Source organism: Paenibacillus sp. J2L1-98 (assembly GCF_056269405.1).
The window spans coordinates 289,459-313,689 of the sequence record NZ_JBWDNW010000001.1 but is presented as its reverse complement, the minus strand read 5'-3'; the positions used below and the strand labels follow the sequence as shown (position 1 = coordinate 313,689).

The 24,231-nt window shown below is 50.3% G+C and carries 24 protein-coding genes and 1 riboswitch; of the genes, 14 read left to right on the top strand and 10 right to left on the bottom strand.

The features are described 5' to 3' along the window. Positions 1 to 30: 30 nt before the first annotated feature. Positions 31 to 726, bottom strand: coding sequence for an SOS response-associated peptidase (locus tag AC0YNZ_RS01510; protein ID WP_475824962.1), 696 nt, complete (start codon positions 724 to 726; stop codon positions 31 to 33). Between the two features lie 173 nt (positions 727 to 899). Between AC0YNZ_RS01510 and AC0YNZ_RS01505 the strand changes: the two genes are divergently transcribed. Together AC0YNZ_RS01505 and AC0YNZ_RS01500 are read left to right on the top strand one after the other, a co-directional pair. Beyond that, positions 900 to 2,192 (top strand): DUF2515 domain-containing protein, encoded by a 1,293-nt coding sequence (locus AC0YNZ_RS01505; protein WP_475824961.1) that lies wholly within the window; start codon positions 900 to 902, stop codon positions 2,190 to 2,192. 73 nt (positions 2,193 to 2,265) lie between these two features. Then, a complete protein-coding gene (locus AC0YNZ_RS01500) occupies positions 2,266 to 2,517 on the top strand; it encodes a hypothetical protein (RefSeq protein WP_475824960.1) in 252 nt (83 codons plus the stop codon). Between the two features lie 53 nt (positions 2,518 to 2,570). On the opposite strand, the gene AC0YNZ_RS01495 is transcribed toward AC0YNZ_RS01500, so the two are convergent. Genes AC0YNZ_RS01495 through AC0YNZ_RS01485 form a run of 3 tightly spaced genes read right to left on the bottom strand, consistent with a single transcriptional unit; the run spans position 2,571 to position 4,358 of the window. Next, on the bottom strand, positions 2,571 to 2,897 hold the full coding sequence (locus AC0YNZ_RS01495; RefSeq protein WP_475824959.1) for a YolD-like family protein: 327 nt from the start codon (positions 2,895 to 2,897) through the stop codon (positions 2,571 to 2,573). Next, positions 2,894 to 4,159: a DNA polymerase IV gene (locus AC0YNZ_RS01490; RefSeq protein ID WP_475824958.1), complete on the bottom strand. Its 1,266-nt coding sequence runs from the start codon at positions 4,157 to 4,159 to the stop codon at positions 2,894 to 2,896. Before AC0YNZ_RS01490 ends, AC0YNZ_RS01495 begins: the two co-directional genes overlap by 4 nt. Beyond that, a complete protein-coding gene (locus AC0YNZ_RS01485; RefSeq protein WP_475824957.1) occupies positions 4,149 to 4,358 on the bottom strand; it encodes a hypothetical protein in 210 nt (69 codons plus the stop codon). Before AC0YNZ_RS01485 ends, AC0YNZ_RS01490 begins: the two co-directional genes overlap by 11 nt. 686 nt (positions 4,359 to 5,044) lie before the next feature. Here AC0YNZ_RS01485 and AC0YNZ_RS01480 point away from each other — a divergent pair. The 10 genes from AC0YNZ_RS01480 to AC0YNZ_RS01435 all read left to right on the top strand — a co-directional run bounded on the left by AC0YNZ_RS01480 (position 5,045) and on the right by AC0YNZ_RS01435 (position 16,588). Further along, positions 5,045 to 6,592 carry a spore germination protein gene (locus AC0YNZ_RS01480; protein WP_475824956.1) on the top strand — a complete coding sequence of 516 codons (1,548 nt, stop codon included), beginning with the start codon at positions 5,045 to 5,047 and terminating at the stop codon, positions 6,590 to 6,592. Positions 6,593 to 6,610: 18 nt separating this feature from the next. Next, entirely contained in the window at positions 6,611 to 7,819 is a 1,209-nt protein-coding gene (locus tag AC0YNZ_RS01475) for a Ger(x)C family spore germination protein (protein WP_475824955.1), read from the top strand. Positions 7,820 to 7,835: 16 nt separating this feature from the next. Then, positions 7,836 to 8,918, top strand: a complete 1,083-nt coding sequence (locus AC0YNZ_RS01470; RefSeq protein WP_475824954.1) for a GerAB/ArcD/ProY family transporter — start codon at positions 7,836 to 7,838, stop codon at positions 8,916 to 8,918. Positions 8,919 to 9,097: 179 nt separating this feature from the next. Then, positions 9,098 to 11,401, top strand: a complete 2,304-nt coding sequence (locus AC0YNZ_RS01465) for a methyltransferase domain-containing protein (protein WP_475824953.1) — start codon at positions 9,098 to 9,100, stop codon at positions 11,399 to 11,401. Positions 11,402 to 11,472: 71 nt separating this feature from the next. Further along, positions 11,473 to 11,585: riboswitch (TPP riboswitch) on the top strand. A 188-nt stretch (positions 11,586 to 11,773) separates the two neighbouring features. Further along, entirely contained in the window at positions 11,774 to 12,820 is a 1,047-nt protein-coding gene (locus AC0YNZ_RS01460) for an ABC transporter substrate-binding protein (protein ID WP_475824952.1), read from the top strand. Positions 12,821 to 12,900: 80 nt separating this feature from the next. Next, a complete protein-coding gene (locus AC0YNZ_RS01455; RefSeq protein WP_110769472.1) occupies positions 12,901 to 13,203 on the top strand; it encodes a thiamine-binding protein in 303 nt (100 codons plus the stop codon). Continuing rightward, on the top strand, positions 13,193 to 13,966 hold the full coding sequence (locus tag AC0YNZ_RS01450; RefSeq protein WP_475824951.1) for an ABC transporter permease: 774 nt from the start codon (positions 13,193 to 13,195) through the stop codon (positions 13,964 to 13,966). The genes AC0YNZ_RS01455 and AC0YNZ_RS01450 overlap by 11 nt, the downstream gene beginning before the upstream one ends. Before the next feature lie 3 nt (positions 13,967 to 13,969). Beyond that, positions 13,970 to 14,767 (top strand): ABC transporter ATP-binding protein, encoded by a 798-nt coding sequence (locus AC0YNZ_RS01445; RefSeq protein ID WP_475824950.1) that lies wholly within the window; start codon positions 13,970 to 13,972, stop codon positions 14,765 to 14,767. Beyond that, a complete protein-coding gene (locus AC0YNZ_RS01440) occupies positions 14,768 to 15,634 on the top strand; it encodes a TatD family hydrolase (RefSeq protein WP_475824949.1) in 867 nt (288 codons plus the stop codon). 180 nt (positions 15,635 to 15,814) lie between these two features. Further along, the gene (locus tag AC0YNZ_RS01435) at positions 15,815 to 16,588 is read left to right on the top strand and encodes a glucosaminidase domain-containing protein (protein ID WP_475824948.1); all 774 of its coding nucleotides are present in this window, start codon (positions 15,815 to 15,817) and stop codon (positions 16,586 to 16,588) included. 78 nt (positions 16,589 to 16,666) lie between these two features. Here AC0YNZ_RS01435 and AC0YNZ_RS01430 read toward each other — a convergent pair whose 3' ends face one another. Further along, positions 16,667 to 16,825: a hypothetical protein gene (locus AC0YNZ_RS01430; RefSeq protein ID WP_181425935.1), complete on the bottom strand. Its 159-nt coding sequence runs from the start codon at positions 16,823 to 16,825 to the stop codon at positions 16,667 to 16,669. A gap of 425 nt (positions 16,826 to 17,250) precedes the next feature. Here AC0YNZ_RS01430 and AC0YNZ_RS01425 point away from each other — a divergent pair, with 425 nt between their 5' ends. Then, positions 17,251 to 18,942 (top strand): ribonuclease J, encoded by a 1,692-nt coding sequence (locus AC0YNZ_RS01425; RefSeq protein WP_475824947.1) that lies wholly within the window; start codon positions 17,251 to 17,253, stop codon positions 18,940 to 18,942. A gap of 125 nt (positions 18,943 to 19,067) precedes the next feature. Here AC0YNZ_RS01425 and AC0YNZ_RS01420 read toward each other — a convergent pair whose 3' ends face one another. Both AC0YNZ_RS01420 and AC0YNZ_RS01415 read right to left on the bottom strand, forming a co-directional pair. Next, complete coding sequence (locus tag AC0YNZ_RS01420; protein WP_475824946.1) at positions 19,068 to 19,901, bottom strand: MBL fold metallo-hydrolase; 834 nt, start codon at positions 19,899 to 19,901, stop codon at positions 19,068 to 19,070. Positions 19,902 to 19,958: 57 nt separating this feature from the next. Then, positions 19,959 to 20,753, bottom strand: coding sequence for a DUF2935 domain-containing protein (locus tag AC0YNZ_RS01415; protein ID WP_475824945.1), 795 nt, complete (start codon positions 20,751 to 20,753; stop codon positions 19,959 to 19,961). A gap of 150 nt (positions 20,754 to 20,903) precedes the next feature. On the opposite strand from AC0YNZ_RS01415, the gene AC0YNZ_RS01410 reads away from it, so the two are divergent. Then, a complete protein-coding gene (locus tag AC0YNZ_RS01410) occupies positions 20,904 to 22,436 on the top strand; it encodes an FAD-dependent oxidoreductase (protein WP_475824944.1) in 1,533 nt (510 codons plus the stop codon). A gap of 81 nt (positions 22,437 to 22,517) precedes the next feature. Here AC0YNZ_RS01410 and AC0YNZ_RS01405 read toward each other — a convergent pair whose 3' ends face one another. The 3 genes from AC0YNZ_RS01405 to AC0YNZ_RS01395 form a co-directional block, all read right to left on the bottom strand. Beyond that, on the bottom strand, positions 22,518 to 22,838 hold the full coding sequence (locus tag AC0YNZ_RS01405) for a hypothetical protein (protein WP_475824943.1): 321 nt from the start codon (positions 22,836 to 22,838) through the stop codon (positions 22,518 to 22,520). Between the two features lie 472 nt (positions 22,839 to 23,310). Beyond that, the gene (locus AC0YNZ_RS01400; protein WP_475824942.1) at positions 23,311 to 23,436 is read right to left on the bottom strand and encodes a YjcZ family sporulation protein; all 126 of its coding nucleotides are present in this window, start codon (positions 23,434 to 23,436) and stop codon (positions 23,311 to 23,313) included. 193 nt (positions 23,437 to 23,629) lie between these two features. Next, positions 23,630 to 24,055 carry a LysM peptidoglycan-binding domain-containing protein gene (locus tag AC0YNZ_RS01395; protein WP_475824941.1) on the bottom strand — a complete coding sequence of 142 codons (426 nt, stop codon included), beginning with the start codon at positions 24,053 to 24,055 and terminating at the stop codon, positions 23,630 to 23,632. Positions 24,056 to 24,231: the final 176 nt, after the last annotated feature.

Below are 24,231 nucleotides of genomic sequence, written 5' to 3'. Positions count from 1 at the left end.
TTTTTTTTTGCTTTACGGGCAGCCCGGCTGCTACCACAGCTCCAACTGCTCATCCGACAGGTAGGGCTCGATTAGCGCGGGCTCGTCGTTGCGGACGTTTCCGACAGCAGCGGGGACGGGATATGCTTCGAGTTCATTCGATGCGTATGGCCGCAGGAGCGGAGTGATCGCATGAACGTCCGTCACGGCGCGGTTCAACCAGAGCTGCTCATCCTCGGGGCGCAAAATGACCGGCATGCGGTCGTGAACCTTGGCAACGAGCTCGTTCGGCGTCGTGGTCAAAATGGTGCAGCTATTTATTTTTGTTCCTTCGGGCGAGAGCCATGTCTCATAAAGACCGGCCATACTGAATAAGGCCCGGCTCTTCAGAACGAACCGCATGGGCTGTTTGCCTTGTGCCGTCGTTTTCCACTCATAAAAGCCATCGGCTGGGATAAGGCAGCGCTTGCGTCTCAGCGGCGCCTGGAAAGCCGGCTTGCTGGCTGCCGTCTCTGAGCGTGCGTTTAGCATCTGGAAGCCAATCTTCGGATTGTCAGCCCACGGAGGTATAAGTCCCCATTTCAACTCTCCTAGCCGGTTGCTATGCCCGTCGTTTATGACCGTTAGCACCAGTTGGCTGGGAGCTACGTTATATTTCGGGCGGTGAAACGGCACCATCGTTTCATCGATCATATATCTGACCATCAGCTCCTCGAGCGTGACGGTGAGCGTATATCTTCCGCACATGGCTCTCCTCCCCTTTCTTTACATTTCCCCCTATTATACATTGCAGCTGGCTGAAGCGCATATGTTGCTTACATGGTATGACGAACCGCACGGTGGATGATACTGGATCCTATGGGCTTATAGTGATGCATCACTCCTGCATAGGCAATGACGTTGAATAAGGAGCGCTGACGATGGGCAAAGAGAATGAATCACGGACATATCGCCGTTCATTCGGCTACTGGCTGCGGGAGCTGCTCGCACTGCCAGGTGCGGCGTTCGACTATGCCGTTGGAAAATGGGTGGCGATGAGCGCAGCGCACACGATGATCGCCGAGGCGATACCGCTTCAGCTGTCGGCTCCCGCCGTAGCGAAGCTGATGTATGCGTGGTCAAAGCCCGGCGCAGTGGTTGAGGCCGGGGCAACATGCGGATGGACCGGAGAGGAGCTTGCGCTCGTTGAACGAATCCGCACAGAGACGGCTGCTTGCAACCGTAATAATGTGACGCGGACAGAGGCCTACCGCAGCGTATATTTCCGCACATCCGAGCTGCACTGGGCGCTGCTTGCCCATATGGTATCGCGCAATGGCGGCTGGAACATGACCGATTTGCAGGGGGAGTGGCTTCCTAGGCTGCTCAGCACGGAGCAGCGGGAGGCGGTATTCCGGTTTTTGGAGCAGGCGAACGCGTTGATCTTTCAGGATGCTTATCCGCAGCTGCTATTGTACGAATGGAGCCGGCGGGAGGGCAGGAGTTTGTTCCATCTGCTGCCGGCTTTTGGCGTATCGGCGTTCATGACGCCGGTCTGGAAGCAGTTTTGGCGAGATCGCGATGCGGTGCCGCTGACGATTGCGCTCATCGTTAACGAGCAGCATTATATCGAGCAGCGCGTCGTGCAGCATCCGTATTTTCGCGAAAAGGTGCTCCATACGTTATTTTTTGGGCTGCAGTCTCTTCTTCAGCTGAACGGCGTCATTTTTCCGTACGGGAATGGAAAAGAAAAAGGCGATGGAGCTGCCGCGCTGAAGCTCTCCGGGCTTATAATGGAGCGATTCGAAAATTTACAGGAGCGAATCGAATTCGGCAAGCGGCTTTATGCGATGCTGTTTGGCATTCCGCGCGTATATGAAGGCGCAAAATGTTTTGCCGGCGCGGTTAAGCATACCGGTTCACGTGCGGACTATGCAGCTCATATGTTCACGCGAGTGCGCAAGCAGGCTCCGCAGCGCGTCTATGTGGAGCGACTGCTGGGCGGAGGGCTGAAGCCGGGGGCCGAGCCGCTCTACAGTCCGGAGCTTCACGCGGCGTGGGGGAATCAGCCGCTTGAAGCTCCAGAGGCTGGCGATTGGTTTAAGTCGGCAGCCGACGTAGCGCCTTTTTTTCAAAAACTGCCGCTGCCGCATACCTTTGAAATTACGAATGAATATGGGCTCATGCTGAGCAAGATCGAGCTGGCGGTGCTTGCGATGCAGCGCGGGAAATAAATCTGATTGGATCACAATTGCATAAATTGTATACGGTTTCAGCTGCAGAACGGATAATATATACAGCTTATATTTGAACAAATGGTCCATAAGCAGCGGCTGGCTTAATACCGGACAAATTTATACGACAATAGACCGGCTCGTTCGCGATTTGCTGGTCGAGCCGGCGGATGGCGATGTACAAATGACACGTTTGAAAAACGGGTTGGACCAGGGACGCGATGCGGCAATGGTGCTGCTGCTTGAAGGCAGCCTGCTCCACCTGGAAGCGGATCTGAAATGGCTGGAGCTTGCCCTGTCTCTGCTTGCAGCAAATCCAAGTTAAGTGAAGCGCCCATTGCCCTGCCCGGTAATGCATATGTCCAGCAGAGCGACAGGCTACTGGTCTGTTACCGCTCCTTCAATATCGTGGATGGCAAACCACTCGCCATCGACCATAAAACGGCCTTTCAGCTGGTCGACCCGGTCCACGATACCGATGACGGTAAGTTCCTCGAACGGGTGGAACAGACGGAGTGTAACGGGCTGCCGCTGCTGGAGTGAATCGGTCACGGTGCGGGCTACATTCTCCCACTCCTGTTCATCGAGCTCGACGCGCTGCCGCTGCCGCAATGCCTTCTCCTGTTCATTAATCGCGACCTTGTGCTCGGGCAGCATCATGCGGCTCGATTCCCAAAGCCCGTTTCCTTCAAGCTTCTTTCTCATTTGTAATGTCCTCCAATCTTCTCAGAGCGGTGAAGCGCCTGCCCCGCGGGAGTAATGGAAGCCGCTCTTAAAATAGTAGCGTCCCCGTACTTTTGTTTGAGCGCATCAGTCGCCCGCTCAAGCGCCATCGTCTTCTCGCGGTGCGGGTCAAACAAGGAAAGCTGGTACTCATCATCCTGCGAAAATGACGACAGGCTTACGCCGACCTTTCTCACCGGATAGCCGTCCCAGTGCCGCAGCACCAGCTGGGTGGCGGTGCGGTAAACCTGATTAGTGACGTTGGTCGGATCGTCCATTTTCATTTGGCGGCTAAAGCCGGTTGGCCGGTCATAATCGGCCCCCATTAAGCCGACCGAAACAACCTGCCCCATATAACCTTTGCCCCGGCAGCGCTGGCAAACGAGCTCTGTCAGCTCAAGCAGCACGACCTTAATCTCCTCGAGCTTTCCATAATCGCGCGGCAGCGTCATCATATTTCCCACCGTCTTCGGAGCGACCTGATGTGTACCCGGCGTAACGGGACTATCATCGATTCCATTCGCAATGCGCCAGTACAGCTCGGCGTTAATATCGGAGTTTTTGCCGAATTTGCGGCGCATCATCAGCTTTAGCTTCTCAAGCGGCGTTTCGGCTAATTGACCGATCGTCTCCAGCCCCATCGCATTAAAATGCCGCGTCATTCTGCTGCCGACCATGAACATTTTGGAGATGGGCAAGGTCCAAAGCGTTTCTTGAAGTTTATCCTTCGATAAAATATAAATGCCCGAATCGTTTTTCTTCGCGTAATTGTCGCAGGCAGTCTTCGCCAAAATTTTATTTTCCGCAATGCCGAAGCGGGTATACACCCCAAGCTCTGCTTGAATGCGGATTTGGATATGATGCGCCAGCTCCTCCGGCGATCCGTACAAATGCAGCGAGCCGCTCACATCGAGAAACTGCTCATCGATCGAATAGGGCTCGACGAGGTCGGTATAGGACTGATAAATACGCGTAATAATCATGGAAATATCGATATACAGCTGCATTCGCGGTCTAATGATCACTAGATCCGGACACTTCGCAAGCGAGTCGCCGAGCCTCTCGGTCGTCGTTACCCCGAAGGACTTGGCGATCGGACAAGCGGCGAGAATGATGCCGGATCTGCGTTCGGGATCGCCCGCAACGACAACCGGCAAATCGCGATATTCGGGATGCTCCGCCTTCTCCACTGAAGCATAAAACGATTGGCAATCCGCAAGCATAATTACTTTGTCAAGAGACATTTCGGCTCACCAGCTCCGCCGCTAATACATTTGCCGCCAGAAAGAAACGCTGTGCGCCCGAGTCTATACAGAAGGCTCTGACGTAACCTTCTCTCACGGATATGACCCGAATCCTCCGTTTCGTGATCTTGCCTTTTTGACTCATATAAATGACATCAACGACACAACCGATTGCGCTGAACCATTTTTCCAATGTCATGATGCTATCCCTCCACAATAAGAACGTTTGTTCTTATTATATACAGAACATGAGTTCTTATACCACAGGATTTTTATGGTTATTTCTTACAAGGGTTGGTCGAGGTCTCGTGGCGGAACCGCTCATTTTTGTCCTGCGCGGAGCAGGAGGAAGGGGATATTCGATTATAGCTGCGCTTGCCGCCGGGCTTGCGGCATATTGCTCCTAGGCTTTTTTTATCAAAAACGAACATCAATACGCCTTTAACAATAGCGCAATATTAAGGTATCAGATTAGCACCATTTTTTCTTGGCGGTTTAGATTCAATTTGCGAGCTTAAATCGCTCTCAATTTCTTTTGAAGGGGAGTTAGCTTCAGTATGCGAAATTAAAACAGCGTTATCTCGAGAGGCTGCCAGAATACGTCGTCTAGTTTGAGAAAATCAAACTGAACGGCCATTTTCAAAGACGAGCCCTTGATTAGTTAAGGAAAATGAACCTAAGCGCAATTTTTACATTAGTTAGTGAAAATGAAACAAAGCAAAATTTATACATCAGTTTAAGTGGGTGATCCGGCATGCGGGCTGCCCACTTTGGCTTGCAAACAGCTCTTCGCCGGCGCGATTATACAAATACGAGAGAGCAGCGTACATATTTACATCCATAATGCGCCAAAATAGAAGCAACATGGAAACGAAAGGTGCCGCTATGAACAAACAAAACGTACGAAGGCTAACGCCGTTCAGTCCATCGCTGCATGCGAACCTCGAATCGATTCGCAATCGTTTCGGCGGAAGCTCGGATATCGTTATCCGGATATTTCGCAGCGACGCGGCTCCGGATCGCGAGATCGCGATTATTTATGTGGATGGAATCGTGGACTCGGAGACGATCAATGAAAGCGTCATGGAACCGTTAATGTCGATGAAGCTGCCGCAGCATGCGTACGTCAAAGGCGGCAAGCTGCTGGAGGCGCTTCGCAGCTGCGTCGTTTCAATCGGATCGGTGCAGGATGTAAGTACTTTGGAGCAAGCTCTCCAATATATGACGGATGGGCTTTGCGTTATTTTTGCAGACGGGAGCGCTGCGGCATTGACTGCAGATGTGGGCGGAGGCGAGCAGCGCAGCGTCACGATACCCCAGACCCAGACGGTCATCCGGGGACCGCAGCACGGATTTGTAGAAAGCGTCCGAACCAACATCAGCTTGATCCGGCGCATTATCCGCTCCTCCGACCTTCATGTGCAAGTGCATAAGATCGGTCAGCAAACACATACCAACGTCGCCGTCATGTTTTTGCACGGGGTAGCGGACGAGGGGATCGTGAAGGAGGTTTACCGCCGGTTGGCGGCAATCGAAATAGATGGCGTGCTCGAGAGCGGATATGTAGAGGAATTTATTCAAGACGAGACCTTTACGCTGTTTCCGACGCTATTGAATTCAGAGAGGCCGGATACGGTGGCAGCGGCGCTGCTAGAGGGCAGAGTAGCGGTCATGGTCGACGGGTCTCCGATGGCTTTAATGGCCCCGACAACTTTTTTTACCTTTTTTCAATCGCCCGAGGATTATTATCAAAGGTTCGATATTGCGACATTCGTACGCATCATTCGTTACGCCGCATATGTGGTTTCGATTTTGCTGCCTGCCTTATATATCGCAGTTACTACCTATCATCAAGAGATGCTTCCGACTACACTGCTTATTAGTCTGGCGGCGCAGCGGGAAGGTATCCCGTTCCCGGGCCTGGTCGAAGCGCTTCTGATGGAGTTAACATTCGAGGTGCTGCGCGAGGCGGGACTACGGATGCCGCGGGCGATCGGGCCCGCTATTTCAATCGTCGGCGCTCTCGTATTAGGGCAGTCCGCCGTACAAGCGGGCATTGTATCGGCGGGTATGGTTATCGTCGTATCCTTCACAGCCATATCTAACTTTGTTATGCCGGAATTTAATATGGCGGCCACCTCCCGCATTATCCGCTTCCTCTTCATGATTATGGCGGGTATTTTCGGTTTTTTCGGCATTTTTATTTCGGTGCTGTTTATGCTGATCCATCTAACGTCGCTGCGCTCCTTCGGAGTGCCGTACATGTCTCCGATGGCGCCGGGTCCGACAAAGCAGGGGATATGGAGAGACACGTTCATAAGGCTGCCGTGGTGGGCGATTGTGCTTCGGCCGCTTGATTTGAATCTGCGTAATCCAAAACGGCGGCCTAACGGAAAAAAACCGCCGGCACAGCGCCATACCCGTAAGCCGTAACGAAAGGGAGGAACGGCAATGTATAAATGGAGGCTAATGCTTCCGCTTCTTGTTTGCTTGCTTGTTAGCGGCTGCTGGAACCGTGTAGAGCTGAATGATATTGCCGTTATTTCCGCAACCGGCGTTGATTGGAAAGACGGAAACTGGGTGTTATCGTATCAGGTGGTCATTCCGCAAGCGATTTCCAGTCAGAGCGCTACCAGCAGCACGGCGGCCGTCAACGTTTTTTCCACCAAGGGCCAGAGCTTTCGCAGCGCGGTCAGCAAGGCGAGCCAGGAGACTGCGCGGCGTCTCTACTTCTCGCATACACAAATTGTCATCATCGGCCAGGAGGCTGCCCGCAAAGGGCTGGGTCCGCTGCTTGATACGTATTTGCGCAATCATGATTCCCGCGAGACGGTCAGCGTCTATCTGTCAAGGGGCAGCGCGCGCCGAATGCTGGAGCAGCTGATCCCGCTAGAGAAAATTCCGGCCGCAGCCATTCAGCGCATGATCACAAATGAAGAAGTAAACAGCTCCATCTTTCGTCAAATGACGATCCATCAAGTGCTGCTGGATTTGCTGGGCACGACACATGCTACCGGCATTCCGGGCCTCGTCATGGCAGGATCGAATGAGAGTATGGACAAGGCTGAGAAGCTGACCCGCACGAATACGCCCTCCAAGGTCAGACTGTACGATTTGGGACTGATTGCAGGCGATAAGCTGGTAGGCTGGATTAACAATGAAGAGAGCCAAGGCATCATGTGGATTGCAGACCATGTGAAGAAAACGACGATCTCCTTTGCATGCTCGGAGGACGGGAAAGGGCAGAAGAGTTCATCTATTCGAATTACGATTGCGAAAACCAAGCTGCGTCCGGAGCCTTCAAGCGGCAAATGGATTATGCATGTGAATGCGGTCGCGGAGGGGACGCTGATGGAGTACAATTGCGCGGGCGAACTTTCCAAGCCGAAGCAGGTGGAGAAGGTCGAGGAGCTCATTGAAGGCGAGATTGCCTCGATCATGGAGAAAGGCTGGAAGGCCGTGCGCAGGCATAAGACCGATGTGATCGGCTTCGGCACCGTGATCCACAAAAAATATCCGAAGCAGTGGTCGAAAGAAAAAGGAAACTGGACGGAGCAGTTTCCAAGCACGGAAGTGAAGATAGTGGTGAAGGTGAAGTTGAATTCAACAGGCATGAGCGGAAGCGGATTTAAGAAGGAACAGGAGAAGGACGGCTCATAAACGGAAAGGAGACACTATGCAGCAGATCGGGAAAAACCAGCTTTCAATAATGATCATCGTTTTTTTGATTGGCAGTACGCCTTTATTCGAGCTTGGCATAAAGGCTGAGCAGGACGCATGGATGGCAATGACGTTCGCTGCGTTTGCCGGCCTGCTGCTGACTTTTATGTTTGTCCACATACAAAAGCGTTCTCCTGATTCGGAGCTGGCCGAGCTTTACGTCATGCATTTCGGACGCCCCATCGGCAGCTTTATTGGACTTTTACATGTGTTGTGGTTTGCGTACGAATCGATGCGCAACGTACGGGATGTAGGCGAGCTTACGATGATGGCGCTGCTTAACATTACTCCAAAGTGGATTGTTATGCTGCTTATCATTAGCGCAGCCGCATACACCGTCAGCAGAGGACTTGAAGTATTTGTCCGCGTCGTGCAGCTGTTGTTTCCGATTGTAGCGTTCAGCTACGTTGTCATTATTTTATTTCTGTTTATTGCCAAACTGCCGAAGCTTACCGAGCTGCTGCCTCTTATGGAGGGAGGGGTGCTCCCTATCGTGAAGGCTGCATTCCCGGACCAATTGTCCTTTCCTTTTGGTCAGATGATTATTTTTCTCGTCTTTTGGAAGCATGTCAGCGAGAAGGAAATTATCGGACGCGTCTCCTACTGGGCTTATATCGGGGTATCCGCATTTCTAATCTTTATGAATGTGCTCACGATGTGCGTGCTAGGGCCAGAGCTGTCTGCAATTACAGCGCTGCCGCTGCTTGAGGTCGTTCAGCTGATTAGGCTGGCTAACTTTCTGGAGCGGCTTGATGTTATAGTGACGCTGCTGCTGTTTATCGGTCTCTATGTGAAAATGACCGCGTTGTACATGGCCTCGGTATTCACGTTAAACGCGGTTACCGGCATAGCCTACCGTTATTGCGTACTGCCGATCGGCCTCATCATCTATGCAGCGTCATTTTTGGAACCGAATAATACGTATCACATTTGGATCGGACTCGATATAACGCTGAAGATCGTTCCGTTTTTCCAGATCGTGCTGCCGCTGCTTATGCTTATGGTCGGCATACGAAAGAAGTATAAAACTGCAGGATAGACTGATAGTTGTGACGCGCTCCTCACCGAAACGGCTGCATCGACATATTTTATGGATACAGCATGAAATATAAGATTTGAAAAAGTTCACTGTTATAACCTGTCTATATTTCCTTGCGAAACGGGCTTTGCCGCCAAAGGACTGCGTGAGCCGTTTACGCTTGCTTGAGGGGGATACGCGTGAGCGATGCCAATGGGTGCATGACAAGCATTATTCTCGTTACCTACAATCAGCTTGATTACACGAAGCAATGCGTGGAGAGCATTCGGCGGCATACGCAGCGGAGCTGCTATGAGCTGATTATTGTAGATAATGGTTCGACAGACGGCACGGAAGAGTGGGCCAAAAACGAAAGCGGCATCATAGTGATCGCCAACGGCTGCAATGCCGGGTTTCCTAAAGGCTGCAATCAAGGGATGGCTGCGGCTTCGGGCGATCTTCTTATGATGCTTAATAACGATACAATTGTAACGCCGGGCTGGCTGGACGGATTGAAGCGCGGCTTGCTCAGCGATGACCGGATCGGGGCAGTCGGCCCCGTCACCAACTCGGCTTCATATTGGACGAATATTCCGGTCGCGTATAAGACGATAGAGGAAATGGAGCTGTTCGCTTCCGCACTTCATGCGATCCCCGACAAAACGAAGTGGGAGGAGCGCGTGAAGCTGGTCGGCTATTGCTTGCTTATGCGGCGGGAGGCGTGGGAGAAGGCAGGACCGCTTGACGAGCGATTCGGCATCGGCAACTTTGAGGATGACGACTACGGTTTAAGGCTGCGGCTGGCAGGCTACAGGCTATTGTTGTGCGGAGATACGTTTATTCATCATCATGGCAGCGTCTCCTTTAACTCCGAGCCGGAGCTGTTTCAACAAACCTTCAGGAACAATGCACAAGTTTTTATGGAAAAATGGGGCTTTCATCCGGGAGATGCGACGCAAATACGAATGGATTTCACTACGGTCATTCAGCGGGAATCCCATGAATACAGACGCGAAGATTGCTCGTTTTTGGAAATCGGCTGCGGCTGCGGAGCGACAATTTTGCATATGAAGAAGCAATTCCCGGATGCCAAATGGTACGGTGTCGAGCGTAACGAGCTGGCGGCGAGAGTTGCGGAAGCGTCGGGAATTACCGTATTCCGCTCGGAAGAGCAGGAGAATTGGTCTCTGCCTGCCGAAGGATTGGACGGGATAATGATCGGAGATGCCCACGCCTACGGGACGCCGCAAGCGATGAAGCGGCTAGTCAGCCTGTTGAAGCCTGGCGGCTGGATAATCGGCTGCTTTGCGAACCGGTTTTATTTCGAGAATGTCCGGAAGTATTTGGACCCGATGAATGTGAGGGCGCAGCGTCAAGCGGCTATCCAGTATACGCTGCAGCAGGTTAATCAACTGTACGTGCAGTCCGGTTTTTCTTATGTGAAGGTTACGCTCGCCGAGCATAAACCGCAGGAGCAGCTTGATTATATCCGCCTGCTTGGGCAGATAACGGATGAAGCGATTACGGATGAGCTTACAGCCGCTTATTTACTCGTGTATGGACGCGTCCCGTCTGCGGTCCAGCGGGAGGAAGCAGACAAAAACGGCGAGCCGGCTGAACTTGGGGTCAATGGTGAGGAAGGGGAAGATACGTCGGCTCAGGCCGTTGTTCAGGAGACTGCGCAAGCAGCGCTAGCGAATGTAGCAAAGCAGATATCGCCTCCAGAAGGAGAAGCGGAGCAGCTCACGGAGCAAAACGATGTGCGGTTTACAGGCGAGCGGCTGGTTGTGAATCAAGCGGTCAAGCAAGGCTATAGCAGCGTCTATCATGAGCATATGAGCCGTTATGAATTTGCCGGACCGCTGGTGAAGGGATTGCGCGTGCTGGATGCCGCTTGCGGAGCGGGTTACGGAAGCGCCATGCTGAAGCGGGCGGGAGCGGCTGAGGTGGTAGGTGTCGACGTTGACGGGCCGTCGCTTGAGCGGGCCGGGCGGGACTACGGCAGCAGCGGCGTCTCGTTTGCGGAGGGAGATGTGCTGCGGCTGCCCTTTGAGGATGAATCGTTTGATGCTGTCGTTTCCTTCGAGACGATCGAGCATGTCGTCTCGGGAGCGGATTGGATAAGGGAGTCGGCTCGCGTGCTGAAAGATGGAGGCTTGTTTATCGTATCGACGCCGAATCGCGCCGTTACGAATATGCATATTTATTTCGAGGAGCAGCCCTTTAACCAGCATCACCGCTTTGAATACCGTACGGCTGAGCTGATAGGAGAGCTTGTCATGCACTACGCGGTCGAGGCCGTGTATGGTCAGAATGCGTTCGATGATTCGAGGTTTCCTGCGATGCGCTGGCTGCGCCAAATGAACGCAATCGCGCCAGATCGCAGTGAGGAGCATAAGCGGAATTGGACGCCGCACATGCTGATCCCGCTCCACGAGCTTAAGAGCGCCGAGCCGATGTATGTCGTGGCGGTGTGCCGGAAGACGAAGCGAAATAAGGCTTGATGATAATCATTTTTGAAAAAAGCTAGCGTCATGTTCGGGTTTTGCTATACAATTGAAGATGTTGACGAACCGAATATGTTCCGGGGAGCTGCTAAAGCCGGCTGAGAGGGGATTATCTGTACAATTCCGACCCGCTAAACCTGATCTGGATAATGCCAGCGTAGGGACAGAAGCTTTGTTTGCTTGCCAGGCTAGGGTCGGAGCGGTTCGGCCTTTGCCAGTACTAACAGCTGCACAGCCGATTATAGGGCGTCCTCCGGATCAGGGGGACGTTTTTTTATTGCAGCATTGCAAGATGCGGCGATGAACCGGATACTAACGAGGAATTGTCACCATTATAAACAGAAGCAGCGAGAGGGGAACAAACACATCATGAATCAGAAGAAAGCAAGGCAAATGTCGTGGAGAATCACAGCTGCTATGCTCGTGTTCGTAATGGCGCTGGCAGGCTGCGGCGCAAATAACAACGGGCCAGAGGCGGGCGGGCAGCCGCAAAAACAGGAGGGAGCGGCGGACAAGCCGCTTGAGAAGGTGCAGGTTGTTCTGGACTGGACGCCGAATACGAACCATACCGGGCTTTATGCAGCTAGAGATAAAGGCTTTTTCAAGGAGCAGGGACTTGATGTTGAAATTATTCAACCGGGTCAAAGCGGTGCCGATCAAATGGTAGCCTCGGGCAACGTACAGTTCGGCGTAAGCTACCAGGAGTCGGTAACGATGGCTCGGATCGCCGGCGTTCCGCTCGTGTCGATCGCGGCAGTCATTCAGCACAACACCTCGGGCTTCGCATCGCCGCTCGCGAAGGGGATCGATTCGCCTGAGAAATTCGAAGGCAAGACCTACGGCGGCTGGGGCGCTCCTGTCGAGGAGGCGGTCATTCAATCGCTTATGCAGGAGAAGGGCGCGGACATCGGCAAAGTGAACATTATCAGCATCGGCGACAGCGACTTTTTTACGGCGGTTAAGCGCGATATTGATTTTGCATGGATTTATTATGCGTGGACCGGCGTGGAAGCAGAGCTTCGCGGCGAAAAAATCAATATGCTTTATTTGACCGATTACAGCGACAAGCTGGACTACTATACGCCGGTGCTTGTGACGAATGAGACGATGATCAAGGATAAACCGGATGTGGTCAAAGCGTTCACGGCTGCCGCTTCCAAAGGCTACCAATACGCGATTGACAATCCCGGGGATGCAGCAGAGCTTTTGATTAAAGCGGAGCCCGATTTAAATGCGGATCTCGTGCGCGCAAGCCAGAAATGGCTAAGTCCGAAATATCAGGATGACGCGCCTCGCTGGGGCGAACAGAAGCTCAGCGTATGGGAAAATTACGCGAGCTGGATGTACGAGCACAAGCTGCTGGAGAAGGAACTTGAGGCGGACAAAGCATTCACGAATGAATTTTTGCCGGAATAAGGATTGGGAAACTTTCGGCGAAGACCGAGGAGGCGGCATTGGCCGCTTCCGTTAACAACGATGAGAAAGCAGGAAATCAGATGGCAAGCGCCTTAGTGAGCATTCAAATACTGCCGACAACACCGGGTGGCGAAAGCGTCATTCCATACGTGGACCGGGCAATCGAGATTATTAAAGCAGCGGGCGTGCCGTACCGCGTAGCGCCGCTTGAGACGACGATGGAGGGCGAGCTTAGCCATCTGCTCAGCGTGGTGCAGTCGATGAGCGAAGCGATGACGGAAATGGGCTGTCCCTCCGTTATTTCGCAAATAAAAATTTATTACAATCCGGCGAACGGAGCATCGATGGACAGGCTGCTGGAGAAATATCCAGATGGACAATAGGAGCAGCATTTGGTCAAAAATATGGCCTCCAGCCATCGTGCTGACAGTGCTGCTTGCGTGCTGGCAGACGGCGTCTGCTCTTGGTTTATTTCAACAATGGCTGATTCCATCGCCTGTTTCGATCGTGCAGGAGGCAATCCGGATTTGGCCGCGGCTAATGACACATACGGAAGCGACGGTGCAGCTAACGCTGCTTGGCTTTGCAGGAGGATCGGCAGTGGGCTTCGTGCTCGCCGCTTTGCTGCATTTAATTCCCGGCGTACGGGCGGCGGTATACCCGCTGCTCGTTCTATCGCAAAACGTGCCCGTTATTGCGATTGCGCCGATTTTGACGATGCTGCTTGGCTGGGGTCTGCTGCCGAAGGTTCTGCTTGTGATCATGGTGTGTTTTTTCCCGATAACGGTAGCTATGCTGAGCGGCTTAATGAATACCGATGCGCAGCTTCGCGATTATTTGCAAATGATCGGTATCCGCAAGTGGCAGCTGTTTTGGCGGCTGGAGCTTCCGCATGCCGTCGTTCATTTATTTTCAGGATTAAAAATTGCGGCCTCCTACAGCGTGCTGAGCGCGGTTGTAGCCGAATGGCTCGGCACGAACAAGGGACTAGGCTCGTTCATGCTGATATCATCCAAAGGCTTTATGCCGGAACGCGTGTTTGCGGCGGTCATAATTATCGTTGCGCTCAGTTTGACGTTATTTGGATTTGTGGTCTTAGCGGAGCGACTCGTCATACGTTGGCGCCCTGAGAACGAGGTGAAGTAGCAGATGAGCAATAAGGCTGAGAATAATACGGAAACGCTGCAGGTGCAAGGCATCCGGAAGCAGTTTGGCAAAGGTGCCTTTAGCAAAGAGGTGCTCGCGGGCTTATCGTTTACCGTAGCGGATGGAGAATTCGTATCGATTGTAGGACCCTCCGGCAGCGGGAAGACGACATTGTTTCAAATCATTGGCGGCTTGGAGCAGCCATCGGCAGGCGAGATCTGGATTAACGGCAGGCAGACGACCGGAGAGCGCGGACATATTTCTTACATGCCGCAGCAAGCGTCGCTGCTGCCATGGCGAACCGTTGCGGGCAATATTGAGCTGTCGCTTACGATCTCCGGCGTTGACCGAAAGTCGGCGAAGGGGAAGACAAGAGAGTGGCTGAAGCGGATCGGCTTGCATGAATATGCGGATTCCTATCCGCATGTGCTGTCCGGCGGTATGCTGCAGCGGGTTTCTTTCCTTCGGGCATTGCTTGCGCCGCAGCGTCTAATGCTGCTGGACGAGCCTTTTGGCGCATTGGACGCCTTGACGCGGCTGCAGATGCAGCAATGGCTAATGTCGATCTGGGAACAAAATCGCAGATCGGTGCTGCTCGTTACGCATAGCATCGAGGAGGCGCTGTTTCTGTCCGACCGGATTATCGTGCTGTCCGCTTCGCCTGCGGCAGTACTTGAGCAATTTCAAGTGCCTTTTGAGCGTCCTCGCCATGAGGCGCTATGGACGGATCCGCGATTTAACGAATTGAAGCAGAACATTTACGAGCTGCTAAAAATCAGTGCGAAGGAAGGAAGCGGATAGATGCCGAACGAAATTGAGGATGGCAGCCTTGAGGGACCGCTTAGCTCAAAGTCTGTCTTGCCGGCAGGCTTATGCATAGATGCACATCTTCACGTTGATTTATATGCCGCTGAGGAGCGGGAGCCGCTGCTGGAAAATGCCTTCGCAGAAGGCGTCGCTGCGGTGGTTGCCGTCTCGATGCATCTGCAATCGTCGATAATGAACCGCGAAATTGCCCTTCGTTACCCTGGACGGGTGCATCCGGCTTACGGCTTTCATCCGGAGCAGCCTATTCCTGCTGAAGCGGAGCTCGATGAGCTGTTCGCCTGGATTCGCTTGCGCCATGCAGCGGGCGAGCGGTTTGCGATTGGAGAGGTCGGGCTTCCGTATTATACGCGGACGGAGGCAGAGGAAGCGCGGGCGGGCGTGTCATTTGATGAGAAGCCTTATTTGGAGCTGCTTGAGCGATTCGCCGCACTGGCCGCCGATCTGGATCGTCCGATTGTGCTGCATGCGGTGTATGAGGATGCAGATAAGGCATGCGACATTCTGGAGAAGCATGGCGTTCGCAGAGCGCATTTCCATTGGTTCAAGGGCAGCGAAAAAACGGTAAGCCGGATGGCTGCCTGCGGCTACATGGTATCGGTTACGCCGGATGTTGCTTACGAGGAGGAAATTCAGCAGCTTGTGGAGCAGTATCCGTTAGAGCAGCTGATGGTGGAGACGGACGGGCCGTGGCCGTTCGAAGGGCCGTATGCCTCTCTGCCGACGCGGCCTGCGATGGCTGCCGATGCGGCGGGGCATATTGCGGTCGTTAAGCAGCAGCCCGCCCGGCGAGTTGCGGAAATACTGCTTGCCAATACGCGCCGCTTTTACGGAATCATATAGGGCTTTATAAAGGAGGACAAAGGCCGCCCCCGGAGGATGAACTATTCTTACAGGGCGGTCTTTTTGTATGGTTGCGCGAATCATACGCAATTGTCAGTTGCCGCCAGCGCTGCCGCTGCATACAAAGATAAGGACAGGGTTGGATTACGGCCACATAGCGCGGCAGAAAGGAGTTAATCGATGGCACAGCTGACTAGGAATCAATTTATTGCGGCGTTGGCACCAACGGTTTTACGGGTTAAGCGGGAAGGGTCTGTGATGTTTCCTTCCGTGCGGTTAGCGCAAAATGTGCTCGAAACCGGAGGCGTGATTCATGAGTGGTACAACTTAGGGGGCATCAAGGTTGGCAGCGGTCAAACGAATGCTTTCTGGCATGGAGAAGCAGTCGTTAAGGGCACATGGGAAGTGATCGATGGGCGAAGCATGAATACGCGAGCTGCTTTCCGCGCTTACAAGAGCGTATATCACTTTTATAAGGATTTGGATTTGCTGCTGGAAACCCCGCGGTATGAGCGAGTGCGTAAAGCGATGACGCCTGAGCGGCAAGCGGACATGCTGTTCGCTTGCGGCTATGCGACTGATCCGGCTTATCCGAGCAAATTAAAAGCGATTATCGAGCAGTACGGATTAAAAAAATATGATGCGTTAGGCAGCAAGCAATTTCCGAAGCCGGAGAAGCTGAAGGATGCAGAGCTTATTGTTGTTTTGTACACGGGACAGGCCACTTCGGACGGCTACTTGCTTGGAGGCGTGACCTGGGTGCCGGCCAGGCTGCTTGGCGAAGCTCTGGGAGCGGAAATCGGTTGGACGGGAACGAAGGTAACCGTTAACGGAAAAGAGCTCGAATCGCTATTGTCCGAAGCAACGGGCTATGTTCTAATTCGGGATTTGGCAGCAGAGCTTGGGCTTACCGCCAGCTGGGATCCGGCAGCGAGAGTCATATTGCTGGCATAGTCTGACACACGCAAACAAACCGGCTTCCGGCTCTTGCAACCGGACGCCGGTTTGTTTGCCGCGCTTAAATTATACAGCTCATTTGCCTTTTCTGGATGCGGCCCAGAAGGCGAGTATGATAAGGGGGATAAGGATGTACCACGGGATCGTAATCGTGCCTCCAACGATAAAAGCCAGCGCCATTACGATAATGACGCCGAGAATAATGTACAGACAGCCTCTGCCGAATGTTTCCATCGTCAATCGCCTCCTAAATCCCTCTCTGCAAGCAGCTACTTCCTGAAAGTATATTCGAATATAACGTTTTTATGGGTTATAGGGTTGCAAAAAATAAATGGACAGAGGCTGTGAGAACGGCAAAAAAATGGCCCACATCGCTGTGGGCCGGTGTCCTAGATATATATCAACAGTGGGGTTGATGTCTCTTATTTTAATAAGCGAACCTTAACTCCATATTAAAAATGTTTGACGGTTTGTTGAAGTGCCGCGAGTACGACCTATCGTTATCCGTTATAACTTGCCTCGAAAGTATAACGGATTGTGACAGGAACTTCCATGGATGCCTACTATTGCAGAGTTAATAATACAAGTGTGATGAGCTATGCGACAGCGCCTAACTATCGTCAGTCTTATAAATTCGCGAAGCAGGAGGCCACCGTAAAATGCAGGCTGCAAAAAAGGAAAATTTGAAAAATACGCTTTCGATTTTTGCATTAGGGGGTGTGCATGAAATTGGGAAAAACATGTACGTGATTCAATATGACGAAGATATTGTCGTTATTGACTGCGGATCCAAATTTCCCGACGAAAGCTTGCCGGGGATCGATCTGATTATACCTGACATCACCTATCTCAAGGAAAATAAAGATAAGGTTAGGGCCGTTATTTTTACCCATGGTCATGAAGATCATATTGGGGGTATACCCTATATATTGAAGCAAATGAATATTCCGATTTACGGATCGCAGTTAACGCTCGGATTAATTAAAAAGAAATTAAAAGAAAACAATCTTCTGAGAAATACGGAGCTCCATGAGATCAACTCGGACTCCGTTATTGAATTAGGCGCGTTAAAGCTGGATTTTTTTAAAACGAATCACAGTATTCCCGATTGCCTCGGCGTCGTCTTCCATACACCTGAAGGCACAGTCGTACATACGGGCGATTTCAAGTTCGATTTAACGCCTGTTAATAAGGAGTATCCGGATATTCATAAAATGGCCAGCATAGGCGCTAACGGAGTGCTCGCTTTACTGTCTGAAAGCACAAATTCAGAACGGCCGGGCTTCACTCCCTCGGAAAGGCTTGTCGGCGAGCATATAGCGGATGCATTCAAAAAAGCGAAGCATAAAGTATTTGTTTCAACTTTCGCTTCGAATGTCCACCGTCTCCAGCATGTCATCGATGCAGCGCAGCAAACGAACCGGAAACTGCTGTTGCTTGGACGCAGCATGGTGAATGTCGTATCCGTAGCTGCGGAGCTTGGCCATTTGAATATCCCGGAAGGGATGCTGGTCGAGGTGAAAGAAGCAAGTGAGATGGCCCGCGAACGAATAGCCGTGCTCTGTACGGGCAGTCAGGGGGAGCCAATGGCTGCGCTTTCCCGGCTTGCCAGCTCGAGCTACCGTCAGGTGGAAATACAATCCGGCGATACCGTAATCTTTGCTGCTTCGCCTATACCCGGAAACGAGCGGAACGTAGCCCAAATCGTGGATAATTTATATCTTTTAGGCGCAAACGTCATTTATGGCTCAGGTACAGTGACAGGCATGCATGTATCCGGACATGCCAGTCAGGAAGAGCTTAAATTAATGTTAACGCTAATGAAGCCGAAGTATTTTATCCCTATACACGGCGAGTACCGGATGCTGTTTCAACATCGGTTATTAGCAGAAGCAGTCGGAGTGGAGAGAGACAATATATTTATTGTCAACAATGGAGATGTCGTTGATTTTAAAGATCAGGCCGCCGTCCAAAGACGGAAAGTACCAGCAGGAAATACACTCGTAGACGGGTGGGGGATAGGCGACGTCGGAAATGCCGTGTTACGGGACCGGAAACACCTTGCCGAGGATGGCATTCTCGTTGTAGTCGTTACATTAAGCAAAGAAGAAGGCAATTTATTGTCCGGGCCGGATATGATCAGCCGAGGATTCATATATGTTCGGGAATCAGAAGTTTTAATGGAGAAAATAAACGATTTGGTCATTCAGGCAATCGAAGAATTACAAAATAGCGGTCATTTTATAAAATGGACGATTCTTAAGCACAAAATAAAAGAGTCAGTTGGAAAGTATATTTACACACAAACCAAAAGAAGGCCAATGATTCTTCCCATTGTAATAGAAGTTTAAGCTGGTTAGCTTAGCCGGTTTACGAAACCGTGACCGTTAGCGTACCTGAAAGTGGATACAGCCCGTTAAGCAACATAAAACCCCTGCTGTCCAAGCAGGGGTTTTATGGTTATTTAACGTCGTTTCTAATGGACAAACCGTCCGTGCTTCGGCACAGCGATTTCTTTAAATTTTTTCGTTAGAAGCGTTAGGTTATCTTTCAGGGATTCACCGAACATCGGCTCCCCATGTCCCGTAATCGCTAAATAAGGATTAAGGGCAGCAAGCTTCTTAACGGATTTTTCGGCTGCATCCCAATCTGTCGTAAAATATTTTGGCGGACCGCTTATTTCCTGCTCCTGAGTCATGACTTTGTAAAGTGATTCCTGCTTGACCGTAACAAACGCATCACCGGCTATCAGAGTGCCATCCTCCTCACGGAAAAGTGAGATATGGCCTGGCGTATGGCCTGGCGTATGAATGTATTTCCAATCAGGCAATCCAGGTATAGTTCCATTCGCAGGCAGCGGCTTTACAAGGTCGTCCAGATCAATTCCATCATGGGGAAAGAAGGGGGACATTTCCGATACGAGTCCGCCGTTTACGGTAGGATCTGCAGGCGGATAATCAGACTCACCGGTTAAATAAGGAAGCTCCAGCTTATGCGCGTATACGGGAACATTCCACCGATCAATCAATTCAATAATGGCGCCGACATGGTCAAAGTGACCGTGTGTTATAATAATCGCTTTAGGCGCAGAATTGAAACGTTCATCTGCTTCTTTAATGATTTTTTTCGCGGATCTGGGCATACCGGCATCGACGAGAACCCAGTCTTCTGGCTTTTTATTCGGGTCTCCGATCAGACAAACATTTACGATTTGGATAGGGAGGCAATAGATATCTGGCCGGTAAGCAAGACCCTCTCCGCTAGCAAAAGTCGTTATTGGTATAAAAGATTGCTCAAATGAGCTTTCCAACGCTAAGCGCCTCCTTTGTCATCACTCTCCTCTATAAACTGTCCTAATGTTTTCTGCTTATTCCAGCCTCGGCGCAGTTGGATCGCATTGCGGGGGAGGGATCTCTCCACTCTCCGAAATCTTCAACAAGTAGTAGCATTCCTCCCTGAACATATGATCTGGAACCAGCGGATTTATTCGGCTTAGCAGCTCAGCGCTTAAATCCAGCTCTTCAATCTCCTTTAAAAAAACCATAAAAATGCTCATCTCTACGTTCACATCCGCATGGAACTTAGCCATAGCCGGATATTGTGTTCGTAATGTCCGCAAATATCCGGTCAGCTCGATCGCTTTTAAATAAAATCCGTTAAAATGCTGTTCGAATTCCTTGCTCTTGTTAATTAACCGCTTTTCAACCACATCTAAATCCATCGCGATAATAGCCGCATGACCGGCGGCGTCAGAGAGCCATAACAAATCATGGTGCAGCGGCAAATAATGGGGAACAGGCTTGCCGTCAAGGAGCGCGACCAGTATTTTGGCGTATTCATCCAGCTCATTTACCATATGGTTTATGAAAGTCGGAGTGAGACCGATCGATACTTGGCCGAGCAGCAGCTTCTCTAACAAACTTAACTTAAAAGCGCGCAAACTCATCGTTAATTCATAAGCTTGTTTATTTAATTCAGCCAAAAAAGAAGCAGCGCTTGGTAATCGCGATTGATTAAGAAGTTGATCGAAGAGCTCAATGAAGCGGGCTGCTGTTTCAATATGATCACGCTCTTTTGGCGGCAATGCATTAAAGATAAACCGTGCGTGATCACCTAAAATTTGCAGCCAAAACCGGTGTTCAAACAGCGCTTTTTCTACCATCTTACGACTCCCTTCACGACAATTTAACTGTCATACCAAACTTATGAGCGTATTTGCAATATATGTTAGAAACGGGTCCTTTTTTGCTAAGAATGAAAAGTTATTAAATGACACAAATTAAGGTGCATCATTTACTAGGAGGAGATAGCTATGACGGAACCGCATGCCATTCCCAAGTTTCCGGAGTCCTATTGGAGCGAATCATCGGGCCGGCTCTCATCGTTTCCCGTTCTCGAACAAAATATTGAATCTGATGTTGCCGTCGTTGGAGGCGGGATTTCCGGTATTACAACTGCTTATTTGCTTGCCAGGGAGGGGTTTAAGGTTGCGCTTCTCGAAGCAGGCCGGCTCCTTAATGGAACAACGGGACATACGACAGCAAAAATAACGGCACAACATGATCTGATCTATGATGAACTTATTCACCGTGAAGGAGAGGAGAAAGCATCGTTATATTACAAGGCCAGCATCGATGCCCTTCAATTCATCAAGCAAACGATTGAGCATGAAAAAATCGATTGTGGATTTTCTAAACAGGATGCTTATGTTTATACGAATTCAGATGAATACATAATTAAGCTTGAGAAGGAGATGTCGGCCTACTCGCTTCTGGGTATACCAGGAGCATATGCGGAACAAATTCCACTGCATATCCCCGCTAAAGCGGCAGTTATTATGTTTAATCAGGCACAATTTCATCCGCTGCAATATTTGTCTGTCCTTGTGCGTAAGTTCATAGAAGCGGGAGGAGCGATTTATGAGCACACAACGGCAGTCGATGTGGAGACCGGCTCTATTCCGGAGGTCATTACAAGCAAAGGGCATCGCGTCAAATGTAAGCATGTTGTATCCTGCACGCATTTTCCGTTTTATGACGGTCACGGTTTTTATTTTGCAAGAATGCATGCCGACCGATCCTATGTACTCGGAATCCGTGCCGGGGATGAATTTCCAGGGGGGATGTATTTAAGCGCAGAAGATCCGAAACGCTCCATTCGATATGCAGAAACGGCGGAGCATGACAAGCTGCTGCTTATTGGGGGCCAGAGCCATAAGACTGGACAAGGAATTTGCACGATTAATCATTACGAAGAGCTGCAGAGATTTGCCGGGAAGCATTTTCGAATAAAAGAGATTGCTTATCGCTGGTCTGCTCAGGATCTTGTCACGGGGGACAAAATACCGTATATCGGCCGAATAACCGCTTCCTCCCCGAATGTTTACATAGCAACCGGTTATCGCAAATGGGGAATGACGAATGGCACAGCAGCAGCTATGCTCATTCGAGATTTAATTTTGGAGAAGGATAACGCATATGAAGGGCTGTATGCTCCTTCACGCCCCCTCTCATTTGAAACAATTAAAAATCTTACTGCAGACAATGCAGACGTGGCGAAGCATCTCATAGCCGGCAAACTTGAAATGGTTCATAAGCGCCCTGAGGATTTGGCGCTGGATGAAGGTTGTGTCGTCAAACTTCATGGAAAAAGAGCAGGTGCTTATAAGGATGAAGAGGGGAAGCTGTTTCTCGTAGACACGACGTGCACCCACATGGGATGTGAAGTGGAATGGAATAATGGAGAACGCACATGGGATTGTCCCTGCCATGGCTCCAGATTTGCGATTAGCGGGGAAGTAATCGAAGGGCCAGCAGAAAAGCCGTTAAAAATATTGCAGCTCTAATGATGAATGGCAGAGTGAAAATAAATCACCCCCTTGCTTTATGGATATGAGCAAGAGGGTGATTTGTTTTTACTGACCTATTTATTGTTGAGTGTAGCTGGAGTATTGACCCGCAAAGTTTTGATTATTCATGTAACTTGGTGTGAAAGAAGCAGCGTTCGACAGCTGATTGCACAGGCTATTGATCTGCTGCAGCTGCTGCATCGCCGTTTGGTGGCCTTGCAGCGCTGATTGAATGATTTGTGCCGCTTGATGCTCGCGCTGCGCAATTTGCTCCAGCTGCCTGGCGTTCATTTCTTCCTGTTGAAGTAAATGCTGATACTGTAAGGTTGCTTGCTCTGTTTGCCGCATCAATTGATTGGCAAGCTGGGTAATTTGCTGTGTTTGCGTAATTTGATTCAAAATAACGCCTCCTAAATGGATTGGAATTACTCGACTATTATGGATTGGAACGTCCGTTTTTATTCTGGTTTTCGATTTGAAAATATTAATTTTATGTAAGGAGCTGCAATATAATTTTTATAAAATATACAAACACAAAAGACCCATGAAATGGGCCTTTTGAACAAATATTAAAGGGAATATTAGTAACCTTTGCCATAACCGCCGCCGAAGATACCACAGCTACAAGCGATAATTACTAATAAAATGAAAAGGACAAGTATCGTTCCAGTGTTAGTGAAAGCACCGCCTACATGACCAGACATTTATCATTGCACCTCCTTAAGTGTTGAGTACACTATAAATTATGCGTCGTTTTAACGAATTGATTGGGTGTTTGCCTCGGAGACATTTTATAAATGTCTTTAGCCTGTAAAAATGGTTTAGAAGGTATTATGGCAATAGAGTGCTTAGAGCATAAGTTTGAGACTTCTTAGCAGCATTTATTAAAGCCGCCACCGAAACCACTTACACAGCTGCAAGCGATAATCACCAATAAAATGAAAAGGACCAGAATGGTACCAGTATTCGTAAAAGCACCACCAACGAATCCGGACATTGTTCATAACACCTCCTTGCGTCTTGAGTACTCTGTAGATTATGTATCATTGTCGCATTATGATTGGGTGTTTGTGACGGAGATGCTTTTTACATGTCATCCGCCCGATAAATTTGCAGTATTATTGATGCTCAAAAAAGCCTATCGAGGAAAAACGCTTTCCTCGATAGGCTATTAAGGGATGTAAAAAGGATTACATGTTATAAGGTGCTCCCGGATACGGCATATTTTGTCCGTGCGGCATGGTGGACTGCGCTTCTACTTCTCTTTCGATGTATGATTTGTTACAGTGCATATGGGAAATACGCGGGATATAGACCGATGAGCCCGGTTGGATTTCTTTAGGATTACCAATGTGCGGGTTTGCTTCCTCAAGGATGACGCAAGGTATGTTATACATATGGGAAACCTTTTCTAATGTATCTCCGGCTACTGTCTGGTGGACAGCAAAGTACATATCATTTCTTGCATCTTCACCGTCCTCCCGGAAAAAAGGAAAGAAGAACGGAGAAAAGAAGAAAAAGGGAAACAGAAACCGGCGTGGAAAGAATGGATGAGGGAAAGGCCGGAAGGGAGGACGGAAGCCGGGGCCGCCAAAAGGCGTAAATGCTCGATTCATTTTAAAACCTCCAAAGTGAATATAGTCAAATGACTATATAACATATGAACTTGAAAACAAATGGTTCCAATCATCCCCCCGGATTAGGCTTGTTCTTTGGTTCCAAGGGCATTATTGACGCTATCTTTTAACAAGTTTATTGTAGATAGATTAAATCCTTAAAGAGGAGAATGATC